A 24834-nucleotide genomic window follows, 5' to 3' on the forward strand; every position below is an offset into this window, starting at 1 on the left:
GGTTACTTCCAAGAGTCGTACGGTACACCAAACTTCTCCACATACGCCTTGGATACGTCGGAGAGAGAATCGTACTCACCACCAGACTTACCTTCATACGGGCCACGTGGATCAATCTCAGCCTTCACCGTTGTCACTTCGATTGGGGTCATACATGGACCGGTCACCCAGACTTTGGCAATGCCTCCGGGCACTAGCCTTACAGCGATGGCGTTCCTATACCCTATAATTCTTTTTCCGTCGGCCTTACAGTAAACATCTTCTCCCTTTTGCATCATATCCCGAGTGGTCTCGGGTACATCGATTTCCATCTTGTACGTTTGAAGCTCGGCCAGCGATTGCCAACGCACATAGATTTTTCTAGGTAAGTCTGCTCCGGTAACGTACTTGCCTTTCCCCCAGCCAGCCCTTTTCGGCCAGCCTCGGGGATCGCCGGAATTATTGGCGGGAGTGAGTATGGCAGCGTTCCCGCTCATGGCACGTCGGTAGACTTGGCCTTGAATGTCAACAACATCTGCTGTTTCGATCCAGACCTCCATATAAGCAGGAGCCGAAAATCCCAAGCGCCAGGCTTTGTATGGCAACGACTGGCTATCCGCGAATGTGCATGCACTCGGTAGGACTATGGCAAGAGCGACATATATAAGCTTGTTCATTGGGATCTCGACGCGGGTTACTTCCACGAGTCGTACGGTACACCAAACTTCTCCACATACGCCTTGGATACGTCGGAGAGAGAATCGTACTCACCACCAGACTTACCTTCATACGGGCCACGTGGATCACTTACGGCCTTTACCGTCGTCACCTCTAGCGGTGTCATGCAAGGACCGCCTACCCAGACTCTGGCGATACCTCCGGGAACCAGACTTATTCCGATCGACTGCCGATAGCCAGTGATCCATTTGCCATCGGCAGCGCAGAAAGCTTTTTCACCCTTGCGCATGAGCTCCCGAGTCGCCTCGGGGATTTTAATTACCATCAGGTAGGTTTGCGGTTCGGCCAGCGACTGCCAGCGGACATAGATCTGTTTGGGCAAGTCAGCTCCTGTTACATTTTTGCCTTTGCCGATGCCCGCTCTTTTTGGCCAACCTCTTGGATCGCCGGCGTTGTTGAGAGGCGTTGATATGGATGCAACGCCACTCATCGCTCGTGGATACACATGGTCCTGAATATCAACGACATCGGCTGTTTCGATCCAAACTTCCATGTAGTCGGGGGCCGAGAACCCTAGGAACCATGATTTGTATGGCATTGACTCGCTGTTGGCGAATGTGCAGCCACTGAGCAGAAAAGCGGCAAGAGCGACACGTATAAGGTTACTCATGTGGATGTCGATGCGTGTCACTTCCAAGAGCCATATGGCACACCAAATTTGTCGACATAGGCTTTCGAAACATCCGTGAGAGTGTCGTACTCGCCACCAGATTTACCTTCGTAAGGGCCACGAGGATCAATTTCAGCCTTCACTGTGGTCACTTCGATCGGTGGCAGGCACGGGCCCAGTACCCAGACCTTGGCAATTCCCCCCGGGGCCAAATTTACAACTAATGCTTCGCGGTAGTCTGTTACAGATTTTCCGTCAAAAGCGCAAAAAGCCTTTTCTTCTCTGCGCATAAGTTTCCTGGTCGACTCGGGTATTTCAATTACCATCCTATAGGTCTGAGGTTCAACGAGCGATTGCCAGCGCACATAGATTTTTTTGGGGAGGTCTGCACCTGTCACGTACTTTCCTTTACCCCATCCAGGTTTTTCAGGCCATCCTTTCGGGTCCCCGGCATTATTTGGGGGGGTCTGTATCGCAGCGGTGCCGCTCATGGCGCGGCGATAAACATCACCTCGTACATCGATTACATCCGCCGTCTCAATCCAAACCTCCATGTAGTTAGGGGCTGAAAAGCCCAAACGCCATGCGTTGTAAGGTAACGATTTGCTGTTGACGAATGAGCTTCCCCCTAGCAGTAAACAGGCGATAGCAATTCGGTAGACATTACTCATTGGGATGCACCGTGCGCACATAGTTTTCGTCTGGTCGGCTAATGAAAACTTATTCAGATCGTTATATTTCGATTTTTTGCGGCGTTCCAGTAATCGGAGAAATGAACGTAACGGCTTAAAGGGCCAGCTTTGACCTACTTCCAAGAGTTGTACGGGACACCAAATTTTTTGACATAGGTTTTGGATACAGCTGAAAGAGGCCGGTGGTGCCCTCCAGACTTACCTTCATACGGGCCACGTGGATCAATCATGGCTTTTACCGTCATCACTTCAATGGATGTCATGCAAGGACCGCCTACCCAGACTCTGGCGATACCTCCGGGAACCAGCCTTATTCCGATCGACTGCCGATAGCCAGTGATCCATTTGCCATCGGCAGCGCAGAAAGCTTTTTCACCCTTGCGCATGAGCTCCCGAGTCGCCTCGGGGATTTTAATCACCATCAGGTAGGTTTGCGGTTCGGCCAAGGACTGCCAGCGGACATAGATCTGTTTGGGCAAGTCAGCTCCTGTTACATTTTTGCCTTTGCCGATGCCCGCTCTTTTTGGCCAACCTCTTGGATCGCCGGCGTTGTTGAGAGGCGTTGATATGGATGCAACGCCACTCATCGCTCGTGGATACACATGGTCCTGAATATCAACGACATCGGCTGTTTCGATCCAAACTTCCATGTAGTCGGGCGCCGAGAACCCTAGGAACCATGATTTGTATGGCATTGTCTCGCTGTTGGCGAATGTGCAGCCACTGAGCAGAAAAGCGGCAAGAGCGACGCGTATAAAATTACTCATTCGGGTGCACCGTGCGTACAGAGTTTTCGTCTGGTCGGTTAATGAACACTATATTTAGATCGCTATGAGTGCGATTTTTAGCGGCGTTCCAGTTATCAGAGATATGAACATAACGCCGGAACATCAATTCTTCCTCCTGCGAGGTTAGCCCAGCTGTTCTGCTTTTCCCTTGAGCGTAAGCCATCAGTTTTTCGGAAATGGATAGGAGTTCTGCAGGCAGCGCAAGCCGAGGCTCACCTTGGTCAATCTCGCCGAAAGGTACGCCGTTTTCCACGGCCAGTTCGCGCATGATCCGATAGTAGACCAAGGATAAATCACTTCGAACTTCGCGCTGGCTGCTGACTGCTGAATAAACGTATTTCATGTTTTTGCGGTTGTCTTTATCAGTGCTGCGAAACGGCACTTCCCAAGTTCGGATTTCCAGCGAAAGGTGATATTGAGCCAGTTGATCTTGAAGCCGACTCAAGTCTTGCTGGGCGAGTTTGTAACTGTTGGCTTCAGCGAAGGGCGTCCTTTCATCAACCGCGCTTCTACGCGGTTTGCTGAGGAGAATGCGTTCCATGGCCTTTGGTAGATAGCCGCCACCCAGATCCGAATGCACACCAGGCAGGACAATATCGGCCGAGCCAAGACTGTTGAGGGCAAAGTTATAACGGCGTTCATGTCGAGCGACCAATTGGACGACTTTCCTGGCCGCGTCAGGGGCTAAACGGATATTGATACCCGGGTTATAAGCGTTGTTACCAGTCCAGTCCCCCACTAGCGGATTGGCAATGGCCGCGACGGTGTCGTATACGCCAATGAAATTTATGGACACATCGGTATGCGGTTTCCAGGCGAAGCTATCCGACAAAACCGGGGCACCTGTAGGTAACGCTTTGGCGAGGATACTCCGGTTACCCTTCAATACCTCATTGGCAAAGTCCCTCGCTGCTGCCGAGCCACGGCTGAACCCGAAGATATCGAACTCTATTCGAGCTGCGCGCTTATCGGGGTTGTTCTCCTGAAATGATTGGATCGCCTGAAGAATCAGCGACGGTGTTTCCTCCACTCGCGCCCTGACGCCTTGCACGCCTATCCCGGTACCTTGCGAAAAGGTGGAATCCCCAGCAGTACTACTAGTACCTATTCCATCCACGTAAATGGACAGGATTCCAGTTTTGGCATCGACCGGCAGTGTTATGCCCCTTTGGTCCAAGTAAAGGTCATAGAGCCGGGCCACGTTACTTACATCATTCCCATAACTGTTATCCGGCGAACTCCCCTTGCCGTCATAACCATGAGCTGCACAGAACTGACGTATATCTTCAGCTGCTTCCTCCAGGTTCACATCCGGTGCAAAACAACCGTAAACCCGCTCACTATTACTGCGATTGTTCCCCGTCCCATCAAAGAACACCCCGATCCGCAAGGTAATTTCTTCCAGCTCAACTTCTTCTTCCTCTTCCTCAAGCTCTTCCTCCACGGGAGGTGGGGCGACGTTGAGATTCCCGACAGGTGGGGCGGTGAGTAGATGCCCAGCAATGGCTGCGGCAGCGGCGCCTGGAATAAGCGGGGTGAGTATCTGAATGCCTGTACCAACGCCTGGCGCTCCGCCGGAATTGACTTTCACATCAGCACCACTAATCGTTACACCCCCCGCATCCACCTTCACAAAACTTCCGCCAGCCTTCGCTGTGAGTTCCATGCCGGCCTCGATCACGACTTTTTCGCCAGCGCTGTAGTGGATCTCCTGCCCAGCCTCGACAAACTGCGCCGTCCCGACCTTCACATGTCGGGAAACCGCCACGGTCAGGTGATCATCCGCCCGCGTTTCCGTCTTGCGGTCCAGATGCGTGATGCGGTGCTCTTCGGCCTTGAACTCGCTGTAAACATTGGCCTCGACCGTGTCATGGCGCTCGTTGCCGATGCGGATTTTCTGGTCGTGTTCGATGTTTTCGTCCCAGTCACGCTGGGCGTGCAGGTAGATCTGTTCTGCGCCTTTCTTGTCTTCGATGCGAAATTCGTTGTAGCCCTTGCCGCCCGGTGAGCTGAGGGTTTTGAAGGTGCTGCGGGTTTTGTTTGCCGGCAGGTCGTAGGGGACGACGTTTTCCTTGTGGTACAGGCAGCCGGTGATCAGCGGTTGGTCGGGGTCGCCTTCGAGGAAGGTGACGAGCACTTCCATGCCGATGCGCGGGATGGCGATGCCGCCGTAGGCGCTGCCGGCCCAACCGGTGGCCACGCGCAGCCAGCAACTGGTGGTGTCGTTGCTTTGGCCATCGCGGTCCCAATGGAACTGCACTTTGACGCGGCCGTATTCATCGCAATGGATTTCTTCACCCGGCGGGCCGGTGACGACGGCGGTCTGGCTGCCGAGGACTTGCGGTTTCGGGTGTTCGAGGGCAGGGCGGTAATGCGCGTCCCACGGGGTGGCGAGGAAACGGTTGCGGTAGCCCTGGTGGAAATCGTCTTTGTTCCCGGTCACGTCGCTGCTGACGTTCGCGCCGAGCACTTGCGGTTGCTTGCCCTCGTGGACGACTTCCAGCAGCAGCCAGAGGTCGTTCCATTCGCTGCGCGGGTGTTCGCTCAGGGCCATGAAGTGACCGCTGGCCAGCGCGGGTTCGTCGCTTTTGCCTTCAGCCAGTTTGTAATCGCTGCGATGGCGTTCGAGGGCGCGAGTGGCCAGTTGTTTGCCACGGGCCCGGTCAGTGAAGCGGCCGGGGTAGTCGTAGTCTTCCAGGTCCGGGGCAAAAGTGCTTTTAGCGGCACCCTCGGGCAGGATCCGTGGCTTTTCGAAGTCGTAGTCGCGACGGCTGACGCGGGAGGTGCGGGTTTCCAGGCGCAGATTGAAGCGCTTGACCACCGGCTTCTCGGCGGCCATCCCGGAGTCTTGCTGGTAGGCCACGGCGGCAAGTTTGCGGAACACGGTCTGATCGTCACCGAATACCAGTTTGTGACCGCTGGCGCTGTGCTGGAAGTGGAAGTGAATGCCTTCTTCTTCGCACAGACGCTGGATGAAATGCAGGTCGGACTCATCGTACTGCACGCAATACAGCCGTTCGGGGTAGTTCGCGCCGAGCTGGAAGCTGTAGGCATCGGCCAGAATGCCGCGCGCTTCCAGCACTTGGGCGATGATCTTCGGCACCGTCAGATGCTGAAAGATTTGTTGATCACGGTTGTGCCGCAGGTAGGCGAGTTGCGGTACCAGACTGATGCTGTAGCGGGTCAGGCTTTTGCCCGAGTCGCCTTGCTCGATGCGATAGACCAGGCCGTGGATCACGCCTTCGCCGGTGGCGCCGAAAGTCAGGCAACCACGCTTGTGCAGCAACTCTTCGAGCTTCAGGTCGGGGCGGGCGCTGACCAGTTCGATGTCAAAACTGAACGGCTGATTGAGGGCTTCGCGACCGACAAAACCGAGCACTTGAAGGTCAACGGAAACACCCTCGAGCGAGAGGGAAATATGAGTAGCGTTTGCGTCCAGCATGCCTTGAATTCCGTCCTTTGGATAAGCTGGGCCGGATGGTGCAGGATTAAAGCGACTGGTTCAAGGCGCAAATGCCGTAGGTGAAACGCCCGGGTGGCATAGGGAAATCCCTGATGGGGCGTGTTTTGGCCAATGGACAGGGAGGTTTCATTGGGTGAACTGCACCCCCGGTGTCGTTGGGGCGCTTCCTTGCCGAAGAAAATTTAGTGCCGGACCCAAAGCCATCGCGAGCAAGCTCGCTCCCACAGTGGATCCGGGTTGAACGCTGAATTTGTGCTCGTCAACATGCAGAGCGAACCGGCCATCAGTTTCAGCGCAAATCCAGCTGATGCCGATACGGCAGGTCCGGCCCGGTCTTGCCGCAGGTCAGCGCTGCCGCCTGCACGGCAAAGCGCAGCATCCTGTCGATCTGTTCGCGGCTCAACATTCGCACACCTTCGATCGAGTCCAGTTCATGCTCGGTCAGCCAGGTAATCAGGGCGGCCTGAAAGGTGTCGCCGGCGCCCACGGTGTCTGCCATTGTCACGGCGCAGGCCGGTACCGACCATGAACCGTGTTGACGGCTGAACACTGTCGCGCCATCGCCACCGCGGGTCAGAAATACCAGCTGACAGCGGTGCTGCAGCCAGCCCTCGATGACCCGCCGGGGATCCTGCTCGGGATACAGCAGGCTCAAGTCTTCATCGCTGACTTTGATCAGGTCGGCATGTTCGACCAACGTTGCAACCCGGCTACGCCAGAGCTCGATATTCGGTTCGGGATTGAGTCGCACATTCGGATCGAGACTGATCAGGCGCTTGCCACTTTCGCGCAGTACCAGTTCCAGCAAGGTGTCGGCAATCGGTTGCACCACCAGCGAGAACGAGCCGATATGCAGGCCGCGCACTTGCGGGCCCAACTGCGGCAGATGTTCAGGTTTCAATTGCCGATCCGCGCAGCCTTCACCGCGAAAACTGTAGTGCGGCGAGCCATCGGCGCCGACCGCCACCATCGCCAGCGTGGTCGGCGCTGCGAAGTCGACGAGGTAGTCCGGGCGCACGCCTTCCTGCTGCAGCACTTGCTGCAAGCGGCGGCCCAGATAGTCGTCGGAGAGCCCGGCGAACAGCGCCGCGTCCACGCCGAGGCGGCGCAAACCGACCGCCACATTGAACGGCGAGCCACCGGCTATTGCCTTGAAATTTACTTTTGAAGCCAGACCGCTGGCGTCGTCTTCACTGAAGAAATCGAACAGCGCTTCGCCACACACCAGATACATGATTGTTCGCTCTTCAAAGGGTTGCGACATGCTGTCGATAGCGTTCATAGGCCTGCTGAGCGGCCGCCACATTTTCGGCGATCGGCCAGGTTTCGCTGGTCGGATCGCGTTTTACGCAGCGCTCGCACAACTGCGCGAGGCTTTCTTCATGGCCATTTTCCCGGGACACGCACCACGCTGCCTGAATCGCCGCGCCGAGGGCGGCGGCTTCACTTTGTTCGGTGCAGATAACCGGGGTGTTCATGATGTCGGCGACGATCTGCCGCCACACTGCGCTTTTCGAGCCGCCACCAGTCAAGCAGATGCTGCGGCTTTGTAAGCCATTGTGCCGTAACAGGTCCAGCCCGTAGCGCAATCCGAATGTCGTGCCTTCGACCACGGCGCGGCACAGATTGGCCTGGGTCAGGTTGGTCATGGTCAAACCGTGCAGGCTGCCGCTGGCGTGGGGCAGGGCAGGGACGCGTTCACCGTTGAGGAACGGCAGCATGCACACGCCCTCGGCACCGATTGGTGCTTGCGCGACCCGTGCGTTGAACGAGTCGATGTCGAGTCCGAACAGGTCGCGAATCACGCCGGTGGCATTGGTCAGGTTCATCGTGCAAATCAGCGGCAACCAGCCGCCGCTGGATGAGCAGAAGGTTGCGACCGAGGCGTCGGGGCTGACGGTCGGTTGATCGGCGTAGGCGTACACCGTGCCCGAAGAGCCGAGGCTCATGGTGATCGCGCCGGGTTGAATATTGCCGGTGCCGATCGCCCCCATCATATTGTCGCCGCCGCCGCTGGCCACCAACGCTCGCGGACTGATGCCGAGGTGCTCGGCGATGCCCGGCAGAATCGTGCCAACCGCTTGTTGCGCGTCGATCAGTTGCGGCAGTGCGGTTTCCAGACGTCCGCCGGGATCGATGTGCCGTAACAGTTGCAGATCCCACTGACGGCTGCGCACGTTGAAGTAGCCAGTGCCGGACGCGTCGCCGTATTCGCTGCAGGCGCGACCTGTGAGCCAGAAGTTCAGGTAGTCGTGGGGCAGCAGAAACCGTGCGATGCGTTCAAAAACGTCCGGGTGATTTTCTTGGGTCCACAGCAGTTTCGAGACAGTGTAGCCCGGTGCGATGACCACGCCGAGACGCTCCAGCGAGCCTTTTTCGCCGCCGAGGTGGCTGAGTAACCGGTCGTTTTCCGGGGAGGATTGGGTATCGCACCAAAGCTTGGCCGGGCGTAAAGGCTGCCCTCGGTCATCGAGCACAACCAGGCCGTGTTGCTGACCCGACACGCCGATGCCGAGGATGTCCTGGCCGTCGACCTTTGCTGTAATCAATGCATCGCGCGTCGCCAGAGTGAACGCCTCAAGCCACTGTGCGGTGTCCTGCTCGCGCCGGCCATTGGCGCCGCTGATCAGCGTATGCGCGGCGGCACCCTGGCCCAGAACCTGCCCGCTGCGCGCGTCGAGGACCATGGCTTTGGTGCCTTGGGTGCCGCAGTCGATGCCGAGGAACAACTGCTTTGTCATGAAACACCTTCGATCAGATGGCCAGAATACGTTCGAGGGTTTTTGTGACCCCCAACTCGCGCAGACTGCCAAAGCACCACTCAAATGCTGCGACAAACTCCGCTGATTGTGGAATTGCCGTGCCAAATATCTCCTCAACCTTCAATAGCCGCTGCGTGATCAGCGCATTATCCGCCACCAGCGCCTGGCAAAACGGTGCGCGCGGATCCGGCACGGCGTAGGTCACGCCATTCTCATCCACCCCCCTCAAATACAGCGCCCAGGCTGCGACCACCAACGCCGCCCGCCGGGTATCCTGCCCATCGGCAATCAACCGGTTAATCGTTGGCACCGTGAACTTGGGAAACTTCGACGACCCGTCCGAGCACACGCGCTCCAGCTGATCGGCAATCGCCTGATTGGAGAACCGCGCCACCAGCGTGTCCTTGTACGCCGTCAGATCAATTCCCGGCACCGGTGACAATTGTGGCGTCACGTCCAGGTCCATGTAGGCGCGCATATAACGCACGAACAGCGGGTCGTTCATGGTCTCGTGGACGAAGCGATAGCCCTTCAAAAAACCGAGATACGTCAATGCCAGATGGCTGCCGTTGAGCAGCTTGATCTTCATCTCTTCGTACGGCGTGACGTCGTCGGTGAACTGCACGCCGACCTTTTCCCACGCGGGACGGCCATTGACGAACTTGTCTTCCAGCACCCATTGCACGAACGGCTCGCAGACCACTGGCCAGGCGTCGTCGACGGCGTGTTTGTCGGCCAGTTGCAGGCGATGTTGGGTGCTGGTCATCGGTGTGATTCGGTCGACCATCGCATTCGGAAAACTGACGTGGCTGTCGATCCAGTCGCGCAACGCCGGATCATGCAAGGCAGCGAAGGCCAGCAATGCCTTGCGGGTCACGGCGCCGTTGTGCGGCAGGTTATCGCAAGACATCAGGGTGAACGCTGCGGTGCCGGCGGCGCGGCGTTTGGCCAAGGCGGCGCAGAGGAAACCGAACACCGTTCTGGGCTCATCCGGGTGGGCCAAATCGTGCTGGATCTGCGGCAAGTGCGCCATGAATTCGCCGTTGCTGTCATCGATGCAATAACCGCCTTCGGTGATGGTCAGCGAGACAATGCGGATGTCGGGACTGGCGAGTTTGTCGATCAACACTTGCGTGCCGTCCTCGGCCAGCAGCATCTCGCGAATTGCGCCGATGACGCGGACTTCGGTGTTGTCGCTGTCGCCCAGCTCGAACAGCGTGAACAGGTAATCCTGCTCGCGCAAATCGTCGCGGGCGCGGCGGTCTTCGGCGCGCAGGCCAACCCCGCAAATCGCCCAGTCGAGGCCTTCGCCGGTGTTCATCAAGGCGTCGGTGTAATACGCCTGATGGGCGCGGTGGAATCCGCCGACGCCGATGTGCGCGATGCCTTGGCGGGTATCGTCGAGGGCATAGGCGGGCAGCATTACTTCGGGCGCGAGATGGTGCAGATTGGGTTTGTTGAGTTTCATCACAGGCTCTCGAAAATCAGGCGGCAACGCGCAAGGGACGGGTCACCGCCACGCCATCGGCATCGAATAAATGGCAGTGCCCGGCGTCCAGATGCAGGTTCAGGGTTTCGCCATAACGGCTGGCGAGGTCGCCGCGAACGCGCATCGTCAGCGCTTCGCCGGAGGTGGTGACGACGTGGCAGAAGGTGTCGCTGCCCAGCCGTTCGCTGACGTCGGCAGTGACTTGCAGCGTGCAGTCGTCGGGTTGCGCCAGTTGCAGATGCTCCGGCCGAATACCCAGTGTCACGGCGCCGCCAACACTGAGCGTGGCACCGCTCAACGGCAAGCTGATGCGCGTGCCGGCGTCCAGTTGGACTTCGCAGTGCTGCGTGTCGACGCGGGTCAGCCTGCCTTTGAGGAAACCCATTTTCGGCGTACCGAGAAAGCCTGCGACAAACAGATTGGCCGGTTGGTGATAAAGGTCCAGCGGCGAGCCGACCTGCTCGATCTTGCCACCATTCAACACCACCACTTTGTCGGCCATGGTCATCGCCTCGACCTGGTCGTGGGTGACGTAAATCATCGTTGCCTGCAGGTCCTTGTGCAGGCGCAAAAGCTCCAGGCGCATTTGCACCCGCAGCGCCGCATCGAGGTTGGACAGCGGTTCATCGAACAGGAAAATTTTTGGATTGCGCACGATTGCCCGGCCGATTGCAACGCGCTGCCGCTGACCACCGGAGAGCTGTTTAGGCTTGCGTTCGAGCATCGGTCCGAGTTCGAGGATGCGCGCCGCTTCGCCGACCTTTTTCTCGACTTCGGCCTTGGGCACGCCAGCGAGATCAAGCGCGAAGGACATGTTTTTACGCACGCTCATGTGCGGGTACAGGGCGTAGGTCTGGAACACCATCGCCAGGTCGCGTTTGGCCGGGCTGACTTCGGTGATGTCGCGGCCATCCAGTTCGATGGTGCCGCCGCTGACTTCCTCAAGGCCGGCGATCAGCCGCAGCAGGGTGGACTTGCCGCAGCCGGACGGGCCGACGAAGACCACGAATTCCTTGTCGTTCACTTCCAGGTCGATGCCTTTAATGATGGAAAATCCTTCGAAGCCTTTTTGCAGATTCTTGATTTTCAGGTTGGCCATGATTGTGGGCCTCCGCATGCTGTTATTCGGTTGAACCTGTGGGAGCGAGCCTGCTCGCGATGACGGCCTGACATTCATTATTGATGTCGACTGACCCACCGCTATCGCGAGCAGGCTCGCTCCCACAGGGATTTGCATTGAGTCAGGAGTACGGGAGAATTCATTTCACCGCGCCAAACGACAGACCGCGCACCAGCTGTTTCTGGCTGATCCAGCCGAAGATCAAAATAGGTGCGCAAGCCAGCGTCGACACCGCCGACAACTTGGCCCAGAACAACCCTTCGGGGCTTGAGTACGAAGCGATCAACGCAGTCAGTGGCGCCGCTTTCGACGAGGTCAGGTTCAGCGACCAGAACGCCTCGTTCCAGCACAGAATCAGCGACAACAACACCGTCGAGGCCAGGCCGCCCTTGGCAATCGGCAGCAACACCCGGACCATTTCCTGCCACAGCGTCGCGCCGTCCAGACGCGCGGCTTCGAGGATGTCTTTGGGGATGTCCTTGAAGTAGGTGTAAATCATCCAGATCACGATCGGCAGGTTGATCAGTGTGTAGATCACGATCAACGCAATGCGCGTATCCAGCAGGCCGAAGCTCTTGGCCAACAGGTAGATCGGCATCAGCACGCCCACCGGCGGCAGCATCTTGGTCGAGAGCATCCACAGCAATGTGCCCTTGGTACGCTGGGTTTCATAGAACGCCATCGAGTAAGCCGCCGGCACCGCGATCAACAGACACAACGCCGTGGCGCTGAAAGAAATCACCACTGAATTCCAGGCGAAACTGAAGTAATCGCTGCGCTCGTTGATGTGCAGGTAGTTTTCCAGCGTCGGCGTGAAGATGAATTGCGGCGGTGTGGCGAAGGCGTCGATTTCGGTTTTGAAGCTGGTCAGCAGCATCCAGAAAATCGGGAAAAAGATCAGGATCGCGATGGCCCAGGCGAGGGTGCCGAGCAGCAGGCTTTGCAGGCGACGGGATTGCTGAAGAGTCATAGCGCGGGCCTCAGGCTTTGTCGGTCAGGTTTTTGCCGATCATGCGCACCAGCACGATGGCCGCGATGTTGGCGATCACCACCGCGATCAGGCCACCGGCGGAGGCCATGCCGACGTCGAACTGCACCAGCGCCTGGTTGTAGATCAGGTAGGCGAGGTTGGTCGAGGCGTAGCCGGGGCCGCCATTGGTGGTGGTGAAAATTTCGGCGAATACCGAGAGCAGAAAAATGGTTTCGATCATCACCACCACGGCAATGGGCCGGGCCAGGTGGGGAAGGGTCAGGTGCCAGAAAATCGCAATCGGCCCGGCGCCGTCCAGGCGCGCGGCTTCTTTTTGTTCCTGATCGAGCGATTGCATGGCGGTCATCAGGATCAGGATCGCGAACGGCAACCATTGCCAGGACACAATGATGATGATCGACAGCAGCGGGTAATGCGCGAGCCAGTCCACCGGTTGCGCGCCGAACAGCTTCCAGACGTAGGCAAGAATCCCTGAAACCGGGTGGAAGATCAGGTTTTTCCAGATCAGCGCGCCGACCGTGGGCATGATGAAGAACGGCGAGATCAGCATGACCCGCACGATGCCGCGACCGAAAAATTCACTGGCTTCGAGCAGGGCGCTGATCAGCACGCCCAGTACCACGCTGATCAACAGCACACTGCCGACCAGCAACAGCGTGTTGGTGGCGCCGGGCATGAAGCCGGAATCAGTCAGGAAATACGTGAAATTTTCCAGCCCGACAAACTCGTTTTCACCGGGGTACAGCAGGTTGTAGCGGATCAGCGAGAAATACACGGTCATGCCCAACGGCACGATCATCCACAGCAGCAACAACGCCACCGAGGGGCTGACCAGAAACCAGCCAGGGTTGGCCAAACGGCTTTTGCGCACCGGTTGGGGGATGTCCATGTGAGCTTTGGCAGTTGAGGTGTTCATGGTAATTAACCCGAATCGTGCAGACTGGTGAAGGTCAAAATGTGGGAGCGAGCTTGTGTGGCGAGGGGGCTTGCCCCCCGTTCGGCTGCGAAGCAGTCGCACGTTCTGGGACCGCTTCGCGATCTAACGGGGGCAAGCCCCCTGGCCACAAACGCTGTCCCTTATGAGTAAGCAGGTTACTTGGGATAACCCGCCCGTTTCATTTCGCGTTCGCTGGTTTGCTGTGCGGCCGCCAGGGCCTGGTCGACCGTGGTCTGGCCGATCAACGCGGCCGAGAACAACTTGCCGACCTGCGTGCCCACTGCCTGAAACTCGGGAATAGTCACCAGCTGAATGCCGATGTAAGGCACCGGTTTGGCGCTCGGCTTGCTCGGATCGGCCGCTTTCAACGATTCCAGCGTGACCTTGGCGAACGGTGCGGCGTTCATGTACGCCTCGCTGTAGGTCGAAGCGCGGGTGCCGGGCGGCACGTTGGCGATGCCGTCTTTTTCCGCAACCAGGGCACCGTATTCTTTCGAGGTGGCCCAGGCGCTGAAGATTTTCGCTGCATCTTTGGCTTTGGAACTGGTCGGGATCGCCAGCGCCCAGGAATACAACCAGGCCGAGCCTTTGTCCGTGGTTTCATGCGGCGCGAAGGTGAAACCGACGTGCTCGCTGACTTTGCTCTGGGTTTTGTCGGTGACGAAGGAGCCGGCCACGCTGGCGTCGACCCAGATCGCGCACTTGCCACTGTTGAACAGCGCCAGGTTTTCGTTGAAACCATTGCTCGACGCGCCCGGCGGGCCGGATTTTTTCATGGTGTCGACGTAGAAATTCAGCGCGTTTTTCCACTCCGGGCCGCTGAATTCAGGTTTCCATTGTTCGTCGAACCAGCGCGCGCCATACGCATTGGCGACGGTGGTGATCAGCGCCATGTTTTCGCCCCAACCGGCCTTGCCGCGCAGGCAGATGCCGTATTGTTCCTTGTCTTTATGGGTCAGTTTCGCGGCGTATTCGCTGATTTGCGTCCAGGTCGGGCGCTCAGGCATGGTCAGCCCGGCCTCCTTGAACAGGTCGGTGCGGTAATAGGTGATCGAGCTTTCAGCGTAGAACGGCAGCGCGTACAGCGAACCTTTGACCGACAGGCCTTCACGTACCGAAGGAAAGATGTCTTCGAGCGCGTAACTCGCCGGCAAATCCTTCATCGGTTCCAGCCAGCCCTTGGCGCCCCAGAGTGCAGCTTCGTACATGCCGATGGTCAGCACATCAAACTGGCCCCCCTGAGTCGCGATGTCCGTGGTCAGGCGCTGACGCAGCACGTTTTCTTCCAGAACCACCCAATTGAGCTTGATGTCCGGATGCTCGGCCTCGAAGGTTTTCGAAAGTTTTTGCATGCGGATCATGTCGCTGTTGTTGACGGTGGCAATGGTCAAGGTCTGGGCGCCAAGGCTGACGCTGCTGAGGGTGATGCAGGTGAGGGCGAGCAAAGCTTTTACAGAAGGTTGCATCGAGCACTCCTTTTCCGCACCGCGAGGGTACAGAAGGACAGTTATTGTTTTTGTGTCTTCCGAGGGCGGGAAGAATGTGCACTGATTACAGCCTTCATTTGAAGATGAAACAAATCATCCATCGCACTTCAACCGATACTTTTTTGCACTGCGTACACGGGGGGATTTCAGTGCGGATTCTGCTCAGTCAACCGCTGCACCGCCAAGCGCCGGTAATGCGAAGGCGTCATGCCTTTGAGCTGCTGAAAACGCCGATTGAAGTTGGAGATATTGTTGAACCCCGATTCGAAACACACGTCGGTGACCGGTTTGTCGCCGTCGGCCAGCAGTTCGCAAGACTTGCTGATGCGCAACCGGTTGACGAATTCAATGAAGCAACGCCCGGTCGCCTGCTTGAATACGCGACTGAAATAAGTCGGCTTCATCCCCAGGTGTTCGGCCACTTCCTCCAGCGGCAGTTCACGGGCGTAATGCGCAAAAATGTAATCCACCGCCCGGTTGGTTCGGTCAATATTGTGTTCGTCTGCCAGTTGCGGCGTCGTGGCGCCGGAGAGCAGTTGGTAATCGTCGCAGGCCGCCAGCAACTCCAGCAGAATAAAGAAGTGCCCAAGCCGGGTCACACCGCTGGAGTCGGCGATCCGCTGCATCAAATCGGTGGCCTGGCGAATCGTATGCTGGCAGCGAAATTCGATGCCGTATTGGGCGCGCTCCAGCAAAGGTGAAAGTGATCTCAATTCGGCAAACACCTGATGACCGCTCTCAAACAACTCGTCGGTGAAATTGACCAGCATGTCGCGCTTGGGCACCACTTCATCTTCGGCTACCTGGCTGATCCAGTTGTGCGGCAAGTTGGGGCCGGTCAGGAACAGCGTCTGCGGATAGAAGTTGCCGATGTAGTCGCCAATGAACACCTTGCCGGAGCTGGCAACGATCAAGTGCAGTTCGTATTCCTTGTGAAAGTGCCAGCGCACCAATGGACAGGGAAATCCATGCTGGCGATAGATAATGGACAACCCGTTATGGTCGTCCATCAATTCGTAGGAGGGGTCGGTCACTCTGGCCGTTCGGGTCATCTGAGCCTGCTTTTATTGTTATCGCCTCCCGATCATGCCCTGTCCCCGACGCTTAAAGCCAGTGCGACGATTTTCGTCGAGTGGCGAACGGGCTATTTACTGAGGGCGGTTCTTTGCTTCAATCCATTGCGCCATGTATTGAGTGCTCTTGTGTTGATGGTGACGCAACATACTGCCGGTAAAGTTGGCAATCCGCAGAGGCTCCAGATGCTGTCGGCAATGCAGCAGTTTGTCGATCAGGGCGGGCCCGTGAGTGGACTGCCGATAACGCTCGGCCAACAGCGACAGTCCGTGCTTTTGCGCGTTGAGCCACTGCTGTTTGTCGCTGTAGAGCTGCACCGCGTGATCGGCTAGTTGACGTGCCGTGCTGGCGACTGCGCCCGGCCATGGCGCATCCCCGTGCATACCCTCTGCGCCGATTGGCGTGGTAACAGTTGGCGTGCCGCAAAGCATTGCATCGACAATCTTGCCCTTGATGCCGGCGCCAAACCGTAACGGCGCCATGCACACCCGTGCCGCCGACATCACTTGCAGGGCATCTTCGGCCCAGTTCATCACGTGGAAGCCTTGCGCTGCGTTATGCAGTGCCGTGGCTTTGGGCGGCGTGTAAGCGCCATAGATGTGCAGCTGAGCGTTGGGCAATTGTTCGCGAATCATCGGCCAGAGTGTGGTCTTCATCCACAACACGGCATCCCAGTTGGGCGCATGGCGGAAATTGCCAATACTCAGGAAGTGCGCGCGGCTTTCAAAAGACGCTGGGGCTGTCGTCGGTAGATCAACCATCAACGGGCACCCATGCAGCAGGTCGCGCGGTACTTTGAACTGCTCTACCAGCAACTCGATTTCCACTTGGGAAATCATCAGGTTCAAATCACACCGATAAATCGCCGCGATCTCACGCTTGGCCAGATCGGTGTTGGCCATGAGCGCAAACTCTTCGGATAACGCGGGCGCGAACAATTCGCTGAAGTCGTTGCCGTCGTCGTTGGTCTTCAGACGATCTTTGAGGCGCTGATGCCGCGCATGCCGCAAACTTTGCAAATCCTGGGTGGCCAGTACGCGCAAGGCATCGGGGCAGTGTTTTTCGACCCGCCAGCCGAACTGCTCCTCCATCATGAATTGCTCGAACACAACGATGTCTGGCGTCAGTTCGCTGATGAAAGCGTCGAAGCTGCTGTTGTTGAGTTCAATCGGCACTTCACGGATACCCAGCGCCGTCAGGTCTTCCTGATGTTCGCCAGCGCCGGCGGGGCTGCTGAAGGTCACGTCCCAGCCTTGTTGGAGGAACGTCCCGAGCAATTGCATGACATAGCCGCCCGCCGCAGAGGAGCGGGGTTCGGGCCAGACGTAACCAATCATCAGGACTTTGGTTGCGCAGGTGTGACTCATAAGGGGCAATTCCTTGAAGCGGGGCCGGGATGACAGCGGGGCGCAATTAAACCACAGCCGCTGGCAGAGCCTGAGCCCGCATCAATCGCTGTCAGGCGAGTATGCCTTTGACCTTGTCACGCAGCTGATCGATGGAGAACGGTTTACCAATGACTTGCATGCCGGCCGGTGCATCGATGTTTTCCGCATAACCGCTGGCGAACAGGACAGGGAGTTCAGGGCGGAGCATGCGCGCCTGAGTAGCCAGCTCCTTGCCATCCATCCCGGGCAGGCCGACGTCCGTCATCAAGAGGTCGATGTGCTGATCTTCATCGTTGAGGAACTCCAGCGCCTCTTCACACCCGTTCGCCTCCAGCACTTTGTACTCCAGCTCCTCGAGGACATCGACAATCAGCATCCGCACGATGTTGTCGTCTTCTACGACCAGGATGATGGATTTTTCGGCGGACATAGTGGGGCTCTCAAAAATGGAAAGTGCGTTGGCCGGCCGATAAAAATGGGCAAGGGCCTTGCATGAGTAACTGGCGGAACCTGAGAAGTTCCCGAATTCACTGCAAAAAGAATGGCAGTACCAGAGCGGGCAAGGATAACCGCTACCGTGCCCGAGAGCAGCTGAATGTAGGGATTTGCTTAAAAACACGTCAGAAGATTGGAACAATGCAGCCGTTCTGGGGCAAACTCCCGGGTTTTCAACAGTTCGACAAGGCTTCCTTATGACCACTGCGTCTTCGGTTGATGAGCAGAGATTTCGTAAACTATTGAGCCGTAACGTCAGCCTGCCGCTGGGGGTGGGCGTGGTGAGCGCGGTTTTCTTTGTCTCGCTGATCACTTATTTGCTATCGGTGATTCAGTGGGTCGAGCACACCGACCGGGTGATCAATAACGCCAATGAAGCGATCAAGCTGACCGTCGATCTGGAAACCGGCATGCGCGGTTTTCTGCTCAGTGGCGACGAGAAATTTCTCGAACCCTATGAAACGGCGCGGCCGAGAGTCACCGTCGCACTCAATACCTTGCTCGAACTGACCGCAGACAACCCGGTGCAGACCGATCGGCTGAAAAGGCTGCAGGCCCTGCAGACCGAATGGGCCAGCTACGCGCAGGGCATGATCGAGCTGCACCGGGCTGGCGGTGACTACCGTGGCGCGGTCAAGGCCGGGCGTGGCAAGCGTCTGACCGACGAGATACGCAGGCAGTTTGAAGACGTGATCGACATGGAGCAGCAGCTGCGTACCTCGCGCAACCTGGACGTGCGCCGTACCACGATCTGGAGTATTGGCCTGTACGTGCTGTTCATCGCGGGCATCAGTGCCTTGCTCGCTTATATCGGCCGCCGCGATCTGGTCAACCTTTCGCAAAGTTACAGCACCAATCTGGCTGCGCAACAGGCCAGCGCCCGGCGTCTGGAGCAACAAGCCTGGTTGCGCAACGGCCAGACCGAACTGGCCGAGCAAGTGCTCGGGCAATTGTCGCTTAACCTGCTGGGCCGCAACATTCTGCAGTTCTTCGCGCAATACCTCGACACCGCCGTGGCGGCTATCTATGTGCGTGAGGAGCACGGCGGTCTCAAACGTGTGGCCACTTATGGCTTCTCCCGGGACCAGGAACAGCGCGCCCAACAGATTTTCAGCGGCGAAGGGATCGTCGGGCAAGTGGCGGAAAATAACCGTCTGATTCGCCTGGACAACGTACCCGATGACTATTTCAAAGTCAGTTCCGGCCTCGGCGAAGGCCTGCCGCGCAGCGTGCTGGTGGTGCCGACCAGTGATGACGAGCGGGTCAACGGTGTTATCGAACTGGGCTTCCTGCGTCCGCTGGATGAGCGTGACGTCGAACTGCTGGAATTGGTCGCCGGCAACATCGGCACCTCGATCGAAGCCGCGCGTTATCGCCAACGCCTGCAGGAAGTCCTGGCAGAAACACAGCAGTTGAACGAAGAGCTGCAAGTGCAGCAGGAAGAGCTCAAGACCGCCAACGAAGAGCTGGAAGAACAGTCGCGGATTCTCAAGGAATCCCAGGCGCACCTGGAAACCCAGCAGGTCGAGCTTGAACAGACCAACGAACAATTGGCCGAACAGGCGCAGATCCTCGCCGATCAGCGCGACGCCATGGACATGAAAAACACCGAGCTCAACCAGGTGCAAATTCAACTTGAAGAACGCGCCGATGAATTGCAGCGCTCCAGCAAGTACAAGTCCGAATTCCTCGCCAACATGTCTCACGAACTGCGCACGCCGCTGAACAGTTCGTTGATTCTGGCGAAGCTGTTGGCAGAAAACCCGCAGGACAACCTCAGCGCCGAACAGGTCAAGTTTGCCGAGTCGATCTATTCGGCGGGCAACGATCTGTTGAACCTGATCAACGATATCCTCGACATTTCCAAGGTCGAGGCGGGCAAGCTCGATGTTCGCCCGGAGAACACCAGCGTCGCCCGACTGGTCGACGGTTTGCGCGCAATGTTCCAGCCGCTGGCGGCAGACAAGCAGCTGGACTTCCAGGTCGAGTTGCAGCCCGGTGCGCCGCTGATGATTTACACCGACAGCCAGCGCCTGGAGCAAGTCGTCAAGAATCTGCTGTCGAACGCGGTGAAATTCACCGAAAAAGGCACAGTCAGCCTCAGTGTTGCCAGCCAGCCTGATAACGGCATTGCGTTCGTCGTGCGCGATTCCGGGATCGGGATTGCCGCTGATCAACAGGAAAGCATCTTCGAAGCGTTCCGTCAGGCGGATGGCACCACCAATCGCCGTTACGGCGGCACCGGGCTGGGCCTGTCGATTTCCCGCGATCTGGCCGCATTGCTGGGCGGCTCCATCAGCGTCAACAGCGAGCCGGGGCAGGGCAGTGTGTTTACCCTGATGCTGCCGCAACACTATGTTGAACCGGGAGAAGAGCCCGTCCAGCCGATGAAGACTTCACCGGTTGTTGTTGCACAGACCGCGCCGCCCGCCGCACCGGTGCCATTGATCGCCGACGTCGATATCCCGCGTTTCAACGACGACCGCAGCCAGGCACCGTTTGCCACTCGCTGCATTCTGGTGGTGGAAGACGAGCCGAACTTCGCGCGCATCCTCTATGACCTGGCGCACGAATTGGGCTACCAGTGCCTGGTGGCCCACGGCGCCGACGAGGGTTACGACCTGGCCAGGGAGTTCATTCCCGACGCCATCCTGCTGGACATGCGCCTGCCGGACCATTCCGGTCTGACCGTGCTGCAACGTCTGAAGGAACACGCCGAAACCCGACATATCCCCGTGCATGTGATTTCGGTGGAAGACCGGGTCGAAGCGGCGATGCACATGGGTGCCATTGGTTACGCGGTCAAACCGACCACCCGCGAAGAGCTCAAGGACGTTTTTGCGCGCCTGGAATCCAAGCTGACCCAGAAGGTCAAGCGCGTGCTGCTGGTGGAAGACGATGATCTGCAGCGCGACAGTATCGCCCGGTTGATCGGCGATGAGGACATCGAAATCACCGCCGTCGGCTTTGCGCAAGAGGCGCTCGATCAACTGCGCACCACGGTGTTCGACTGCATGATCATCGACCTCAAGCTGCCGGACATGCTCGGCAACGACCTGCTCAAACGCATGTCGATCGAGGATATCTGCTCGTTCCCGCCGGTTATCGTCTACACCGGGCGTAACCTGACCCGCGATGAAGAGGCCGAGCTGCGCAAGTATTCGCGCTCGATCATTATCAAGGGCGCGCGCTCGCCGGAACGTCTGCTGGACGAGGTCACACTCTTTCTGCACAAAGTCGAATCGCGGTTGTCCCATGAACGGCAGCGGATGCTCAAGACCGCACGCAGCCGCGACAAGGTGTTCGAGGGCCGCAAAGTGCTGTTGGTGGACGACGATGTGCGCAACATCTTCGCCTTGACCAGCGCACTGGAGCAAAAAGGTGCAGTCGTGGTGATTGGTCGAAACGGCCGTGAAGCGATTGAAAAACTGAATGAAGTCGAGGACATCGATCTGGTGTTGATGGACGTGATGATGCCGGAGATGGACGGTTTCGAGGCGACGACCTTGATCCGTCAGGACCCGCGCTGGCGCAAGCTGCCGATTATCGCCGTCACTGCCAAGGCCATGAAGGACGATCAGGAGCGCTGCCTGCAAGCCGGCTCCAATGATTACCTGGCCAAGCCCATTGACCTGGATCGCCTGTTCTCGCTGATTCGAGTGTGGTTACCGAAGATGGAACGCATTTAGTGGAACGCATCAACTCCGAGGGGCGAAACGGCGAAATCGAATTGCGACTGTTGATTGAGGCGATTTACCTCAAGTACAGCTACGATTTTCGCGATTATTCCGGCGCTTCAATCAAGCGCCGGGTCATCCATGCGCTGACTCAGTTCGAGTGCGCAACCATTTCTGCACTGCAGGAAAAGGTGCTGCATGACCCGACGGCGTTCATGCAATTACTGCAGTTGCTGACGATTCCGGTCAGCGAGATGTTCCGCGATCCGTCGCACTTCCTGGCGATCCGCAGGGAAGTGGTGCCGCTGCTCAAGACTTATCCGTCAATCAAGATCTGGATCGCCGGTTGCAGCACGGGTGAGGAGGTCTATTCGATGGCGATATTGTTACGCGAAGAAGGCCTGCTTGATCGCACGATTATCTACGCGACCGATATCAATCCGCGTTCGCTGGAGAAAGCCAAGCAAGGCATTTTTTCCATGGAGAACGTCCGTGCCTACACCCGTAATTATCAGCAGGCTGGCGGTCAGCGATCGTTTGCCGACTACTACACGGCAGCGTACGACTACGCGATTTTTGACAAGACCCTGTGCGAGAACGTGACGTTCGCCGATCACAGTCTGGCGACCGACAGTGTCTTTTCAGAAACTCAGTTAATTTCGTGCCGTAACGTGCTGATTTATTTCAATAAAAAATTGCAGGATCGTGCTTTCGGGTTGTTCCATGAATCGCTGTGTCATCGCGGATTTCTGGTGTTGGGCAGCAAGGAAACCACGGATTTTTCAGCGTTCGCCAATCAATTTGAACCTCTGGTCAAGCAAGAACGGATCTACCGAAAATCATGAGCACCGAAGCGCTGCCTCGCGTCGAGGCTATCGTGATTGGCGCCTCTGCGGGCGGGGTGGAGGCGTTGTTGAGTATTCTCGGCCCTGTGCGCGAAGGTTTTGTGCTGCCGATTATTGTCGTGTTACACCTGCCCGACGAACGTCGCAGTCACTTGGCGGAGGTGTTCAGGTGCCGGGTCCTTATGCCTGTGCTTGAAGCGCAGGATAAAACGCCGGTCGAGCCCGGAACGCTGTATTTCGCCGGCCCCGGTTATCACCTGTCGGTGGAGCAGGATCGTACGTTTTCCCTGAGCCTTGAAGACCGCGTGCATTATTCGCGGCCCGCCATTGATTTCCTGTTTGAATCGGCGGCGGATGCCTATGGCTCGGCGCTGGCCGCCGTACTGCTGACCGGCGCCAACCGCGACGGTGCGAACGGTGTGGCCTACGTCAAACGATGTGGTGGTATGACCATTGTGCAGGACCCGCAAGAAGCCCAGGTGGCGACCATGCCGCTGGCGGCGCTGGCGACCCACCAGCCAGACCACATTCTCCCTTTACGCGGCATCGGCCGTCTGCTTGTCGAGCTGGAACGAATCGCATGCTAAGTAACATCCAGGCCAAATTGCTGATAGTCGACGATCTGCCGGAAAATTTGTTGGCACTTGAAGCGCTGATCAAGCGTGAAGACCGCATTGTCTACAAAGCCTTGTCCGCCGACGAAGCGCTGTCGCTGCTGCTGCAGCACGAGTTCGCCATGGCCATTCTCGATGTACAGATGCCTGGCATGAATGGCTTCGAGCTGGCTGAGCTGATGCGAGGCACAGAGAAAACCAGAAACATTCCGATCGTGTTCGTCAGTGCGGCGGGCCGTGAACTCAACTACGCATTCAAGGGTTACGAAAGCGGCGCTGTCGACTTTCTCCACAAGCCGCTGGATATTCATGCGGTGAAGAGCAAGGTCAATGTGTTTGTGGATCTGTTCCGCCAGAGCAAGGCCATGAAGGAACAGGTGGTAGCCCTGGAGCGCAGCCGTCGGGAGCAGGAGGCGTTGCTGCTGAAGTTGCAAAGCACTCAGCTGGAACTTGAGCAGGCGGTGCGGATGCGCGATGACTTCATGTCGATCGTCGCCCATGAAGTACGCACCCCGCTCAATGGACTGATTCTGGAAACCCAGTTACGCAAGATGCACCTGGCGCGGGACAACGCTGCCGCGTTCTCGCTGGACAAGATGCACGCAATGGTTGACCGGGACGAGCGCCAGATCAAAAGTTTGATTCGCCTGATCGAAGACATGCTGGATGTGTCGCGCATTCGCACGGGCAAGTTGTCGATCCGGCCTTCGCGGTTCGACCTGTCGACGCTGGTGCGCGGGCTGCTGGAGAATTTCGCGCCGCAGATCGAGGCCGCCGAATCTTCGGTCCGCCTGGACGCCGAACATCCGGTGATTGGTCATTGGGATGAATTTCGCATCGAGCAAGTGATCTCTAATTTAATCACTAACGCTTTGCGTTACGGCGCCAAAAGCCCGATCAGCGTCAAGGTATACAGTGAGGGTGCGCAGGCGCGGGTGGAAGTTCGGGATCTGGGGATCGGTATCAGTGAAGAAAACCAGAAGCGTATTTTCCAGCAATTCGAACGCGTCACGGCCAAGCATGCCGTTGCCGGATTGGGCCTGGGGCTGTTCATTTCAGAACAGATTGTGACTGCCCATGGCGGTTCGATAACCGTCGAGAGCCGAATTGGCGAAGGCGCCTTGTTTCGTGTTTGTCTGCCGCTGTAGGAAAACAGCCAGATAAACGCAACCTCTGATCGACCCTACGGTCGTATCAGCAGCTATTGACCGAACAAAGGCTTCCCATGAGTGAAGATGCGCAAGATGTCGTATTGATCGTCGAAGATGACCCCTCCATCCTGATGGTGCTTTCCGCCTATTTGTCCGGCGAGGGCTACAGGGTGTTGCAGGCGGAAAACGGCGAGCAGGCCTTCGAGATTCTCGCGAGCAAACCGCATTTGGACATGATGATTACTGACTTTCGCCTGCCGGGCGGGATTTCCGGGGTGCAGATCGCGGAGCCTGCCATGAAGTTGCGGCCGGAGTTGAAGGTGATCTTCATCAGTGGTTACCCGCAGGAAATCCGTGAGACGGACAGTCCGATTACGCGTAAAGCGCCGATATTGGGCAAGCCGTTTGATCTGGACGTGTTGCAGGAGTTGATGCAGGACATGTTGTCCTGATCGGCTGGCAACTCGTGTGGGGCCTGCGGTACATGCAGGAGCAAAGCTTGCTGGCGATTGGTCCATGAATGTTGTTTGGACC

20 protein-coding genes are annotated in these 24834 nt (G+C 57.6%); 5 read left to right on the forward strand and 15 right to left on the reverse strand.

Features of this window, described 5'->3' with window-relative positions:
* Window positions 1–2: 2 nt before the first annotated feature.
* From ACYZT1_RS12460 to ACYZT1_RS12530, 15 genes are all read right to left on the reverse strand, one after another.
* The gene (locus ACYZT1_RS12460; RefSeq protein WP_462015033.1) at window positions 3–656 is read right to left on the reverse strand and encodes a DUF2931 family protein; all 654 of its coding nucleotides are present in this window, start codon (window positions 654–656) and stop codon (window positions 3–5) included.
* A 17-nt stretch (window positions 657–673) separates the two neighbouring features.
* The gene (locus ACYZT1_RS12465) at window positions 674–1327 is read right to left on the reverse strand and encodes a DUF2931 family protein (protein ID WP_462019236.1); all 654 of its coding nucleotides are present in this window, start codon (window positions 1325–1327) and stop codon (window positions 674–676) included.
* Between the two features lie 17 nt (window positions 1328–1344).
* The gene (locus tag ACYZT1_RS12470) at window positions 1345–1998 is read right to left on the reverse strand and encodes a DUF2931 family protein (protein WP_462015034.1); all 654 of its coding nucleotides are present in this window, start codon (window positions 1996–1998) and stop codon (window positions 1345–1347) included.
* Between the two features lie 134 nt (window positions 1999–2132).
* The gene (locus ACYZT1_RS12475; RefSeq protein WP_462015035.1) at window positions 2133–2786 is read right to left on the reverse strand and encodes a DUF2931 family protein; all 654 of its coding nucleotides are present in this window, start codon (window positions 2784–2786) and stop codon (window positions 2133–2135) included.
* Window positions 2779–6249 carry a type VI secretion system tip protein TssI/VgrG gene (gene tssI, locus ACYZT1_RS12480; protein ID WP_462015036.1) on the reverse strand — a complete coding sequence of 1157 codons (3471 nt, stop codon included), beginning with the start codon at window positions 6247–6249 and terminating at the stop codon, window positions 2779–2781. The genes ACYZT1_RS12475 and tssI overlap by 8 nt, the downstream gene beginning before the upstream one ends.
* Window positions 6250–6559: 310 nt before the next feature.
* Window positions 6560–7504: a carbohydrate kinase family protein gene (locus ACYZT1_RS12485; RefSeq protein ID WP_462019237.1), complete on the reverse strand. Its 945-nt coding sequence runs from the start codon at window positions 7502–7504 to the stop codon at window positions 6560–6562.
* A 13-nt stretch (window positions 7505–7517) separates the two neighbouring features.
* Entirely contained in the window at window positions 7518–9011 is a 1494-nt protein-coding gene (gene xylB, locus ACYZT1_RS12490) for a xylulokinase (protein ID WP_462015037.1), read from the reverse strand.
* Window positions 9012–9024: 13 nt separating this feature from the next.
* Complete coding sequence (locus ACYZT1_RS12495; protein ID WP_462015038.1) at window positions 9025–10500, reverse strand: mannitol dehydrogenase family protein; 1476 nt, start codon at window positions 10498–10500, stop codon at window positions 9025–9027.
* 16 nt (window positions 10501–10516) lie between these two features.
* Window positions 10517–11620, reverse strand: coding sequence for an ABC transporter ATP-binding protein (locus tag ACYZT1_RS12500; RefSeq protein ID WP_462015039.1), 1104 nt, complete (start codon window positions 11618–11620; stop codon window positions 10517–10519).
* Window positions 11621–11780: 160 nt separating this feature from the next.
* Window positions 11781–12611 (reverse strand): carbohydrate ABC transporter permease, encoded by an 831-nt coding sequence (locus tag ACYZT1_RS12505; RefSeq protein WP_462015040.1) that lies wholly within the window; start codon window positions 12609–12611, stop codon window positions 11781–11783.
* Between the two features lie 10 nt (window positions 12612–12621).
* On the reverse strand, window positions 12622–13548 hold the full coding sequence (locus tag ACYZT1_RS12510) for a carbohydrate ABC transporter permease (protein ID WP_462015041.1): 927 nt from the start codon (window positions 13546–13548) through the stop codon (window positions 12622–12624).
* Between the two features lie 176 nt (window positions 13549–13724).
* Complete coding sequence (locus ACYZT1_RS12515) at window positions 13725–15035, reverse strand: ABC transporter substrate-binding protein (RefSeq protein ID WP_462015042.1); 1311 nt, start codon at window positions 15033–15035, stop codon at window positions 13725–13727.
* A 167-nt stretch (window positions 15036–15202) separates the two neighbouring features.
* A complete protein-coding gene (locus ACYZT1_RS12520; protein WP_462015043.1) occupies window positions 15203–16108 on the reverse strand; it encodes a helix-turn-helix domain-containing protein in 906 nt (301 codons plus the stop codon).
* Between the two features lie 96 nt (window positions 16109–16204).
* A complete protein-coding gene (locus tag ACYZT1_RS12525) occupies window positions 16205–17497 on the reverse strand; it encodes a glycosyltransferase family 4 protein (RefSeq protein WP_462015044.1) in 1293 nt (430 codons plus the stop codon).
* Window positions 17498–17588: 91 nt separating this feature from the next.
* Entirely contained in the window at window positions 17589–17948 is a 360-nt protein-coding gene (locus ACYZT1_RS12530; RefSeq protein ID WP_462015045.1) for a response regulator, read from the reverse strand.
* Window positions 17949–18210: 262 nt separating this feature from the next.
* Between ACYZT1_RS12530 and ACYZT1_RS12535 the strand changes: the two genes are divergently transcribed.
* The 5 genes from ACYZT1_RS12535 (at window position 18211) to ACYZT1_RS12555 (ending at window position 24752) form a co-directional block, all read left to right on the forward strand.
* Window positions 18211–21702 carry a response regulator gene (locus ACYZT1_RS12535; RefSeq protein WP_462015046.1) on the forward strand — a complete coding sequence of 1164 codons (3492 nt, stop codon included), beginning with the start codon at window positions 18211–18213 and terminating at the stop codon, window positions 21700–21702.
* Window positions 21702–22535 carry a CheR family methyltransferase gene (locus tag ACYZT1_RS12540; RefSeq protein ID WP_462015047.1) on the forward strand — a complete coding sequence of 278 codons (834 nt, stop codon included), beginning with the start codon at window positions 21702–21704 and terminating at the stop codon, window positions 22533–22535. The genes ACYZT1_RS12535 and ACYZT1_RS12540 overlap by 1 nt, the downstream gene beginning before the upstream one ends.
* Window positions 22532–23122, forward strand: coding sequence for a chemotaxis protein CheB (locus ACYZT1_RS12545; RefSeq protein WP_462015048.1), 591 nt, complete (start codon window positions 22532–22534; stop codon window positions 23120–23122). Before ACYZT1_RS12540 ends, ACYZT1_RS12545 begins: the two co-directional genes overlap by 4 nt.
* The gene (locus ACYZT1_RS12550; RefSeq protein ID WP_462015049.1) at window positions 23116–24297 is read left to right on the forward strand and encodes a hybrid sensor histidine kinase/response regulator; all 1182 of its coding nucleotides are present in this window, start codon (window positions 23116–23118) and stop codon (window positions 24295–24297) included. The genes ACYZT1_RS12545 and ACYZT1_RS12550 overlap by 7 nt, the downstream gene beginning before the upstream one ends.
* A gap of 77 nt (window positions 24298–24374) precedes the next feature.
* Complete coding sequence (locus tag ACYZT1_RS12555; protein WP_462015050.1) at window positions 24375–24752, forward strand: response regulator; 378 nt, start codon at window positions 24375–24377, stop codon at window positions 24750–24752.
* Window positions 24753–24834 lie beyond the last annotated feature (82 nt).

Source organism: Pseudomonas sp. PB3P13, from assembly GCF_054897735.1.

Excerpts from the sequence above, each read along its gene's own strand:
- ACYZT1_RS12460 (WP_462015033.1), bottom strand. The coding sequence starts at position 656 with ATGAACAAGCTTATATATGTCGCTCTTGCCATAGTCCTACCGAGTGCA.
- ACYZT1_RS12465 (WP_462019236.1), bottom strand. The coding sequence starts at position 1,327 with ATGAGTAACCTTATACGTGTCGCTCTTGCCGCTTTTCTGCTCAGTGGC.
- ACYZT1_RS12470 (WP_462015034.1), bottom strand. The coding sequence starts at position 1,998 with ATGAGTAATGTCTACCGAATTGCTATCGCCTGTTTACTGCTAGGGGGA.
- ACYZT1_RS12475 (WP_462015035.1), bottom strand. The coding sequence starts at position 2,786 with ATGAGTAATTTTATACGCGTCGCTCTTGCCGCTTTTCTGCTCAGTGGC.
- tssI (WP_462015036.1), bottom strand. The coding sequence starts at position 6,249 with ATGCTGGACGCAAACGCTACTCATATTTCCCTCTCGCTCGAGGGTGTT.
- ACYZT1_RS12485 (WP_462019237.1), bottom strand. The coding sequence starts at position 7,504 with ATGTATCTGGTGTGTGGCGAAGCGCTGTTCGATTTCTTCAGTGAAGAC.
- xylB (WP_462015037.1), bottom strand. The coding sequence starts at position 9,011 with ATGACAAAGCAGTTGTTCCTCGGCATCGACTGCGGCACCCAAGGCACC.
- ACYZT1_RS12495 (WP_462015038.1), bottom strand. The coding sequence starts at position 10,500 with ATGAAACTCAACAAACCCAATCTGCACCATCTCGCGCCCGAAGTAATG.
- ACYZT1_RS12500 (WP_462015039.1), bottom strand. The coding sequence starts at position 11,620 with ATGGCCAACCTGAAAATCAAGAATCTGCAAAAAGGCTTCGAAGGATTT.
- ACYZT1_RS12505 (WP_462015040.1), bottom strand. The coding sequence starts at position 12,611 with ATGACTCTTCAGCAATCCCGTCGCCTGCAAAGCCTGCTGCTCGGCACC.
- ACYZT1_RS12510 (WP_462015041.1), bottom strand. The coding sequence starts at position 13,548 with ATGAACACCTCAACTGCCAAAGCTCACATGGACATCCCCCAACCGGTG.
- ACYZT1_RS12515 (WP_462015042.1), bottom strand. The coding sequence starts at position 15,035 with ATGCAACCTTCTGTAAAAGCTTTGCTCGCCCTCACCTGCATCACCCTC.
- ACYZT1_RS12520 (WP_462015043.1), bottom strand. The coding sequence starts at position 16,108 with ATGACCCGAACGGCCAGAGTGACCGACCCCTCCTACGAATTGATGGAC.
- ACYZT1_RS12525 (WP_462015044.1), bottom strand. The coding sequence starts at position 17,497 with ATGAGTCACACCTGCGCAACCAAAGTCCTGATGATTGGTTACGTCTGG.
- ACYZT1_RS12530 (WP_462015045.1), bottom strand. The coding sequence starts at position 17,948 with ATGTCCGCCGAAAAATCCATCATCCTGGTCGTAGAAGACGACAACATC.
- ACYZT1_RS12535 (WP_462015046.1), top strand. The coding sequence starts at position 18,211 with ATGACCACTGCGTCTTCGGTTGATGAGCAGAGATTTCGTAAACTATTG.
- ACYZT1_RS12545 (WP_462015048.1), top strand. The coding sequence starts at position 22,532 with ATGAGCACCGAAGCGCTGCCTCGCGTCGAGGCTATCGTGATTGGCGCC.
- ACYZT1_RS12550 (WP_462015049.1), top strand. The coding sequence starts at position 23,116 with ATGCTAAGTAACATCCAGGCCAAATTGCTGATAGTCGACGATCTGCCG.
- ACYZT1_RS12555 (WP_462015050.1), top strand. The coding sequence starts at position 24,375 with ATGAGTGAAGATGCGCAAGATGTCGTATTGATCGTCGAAGATGACCCC.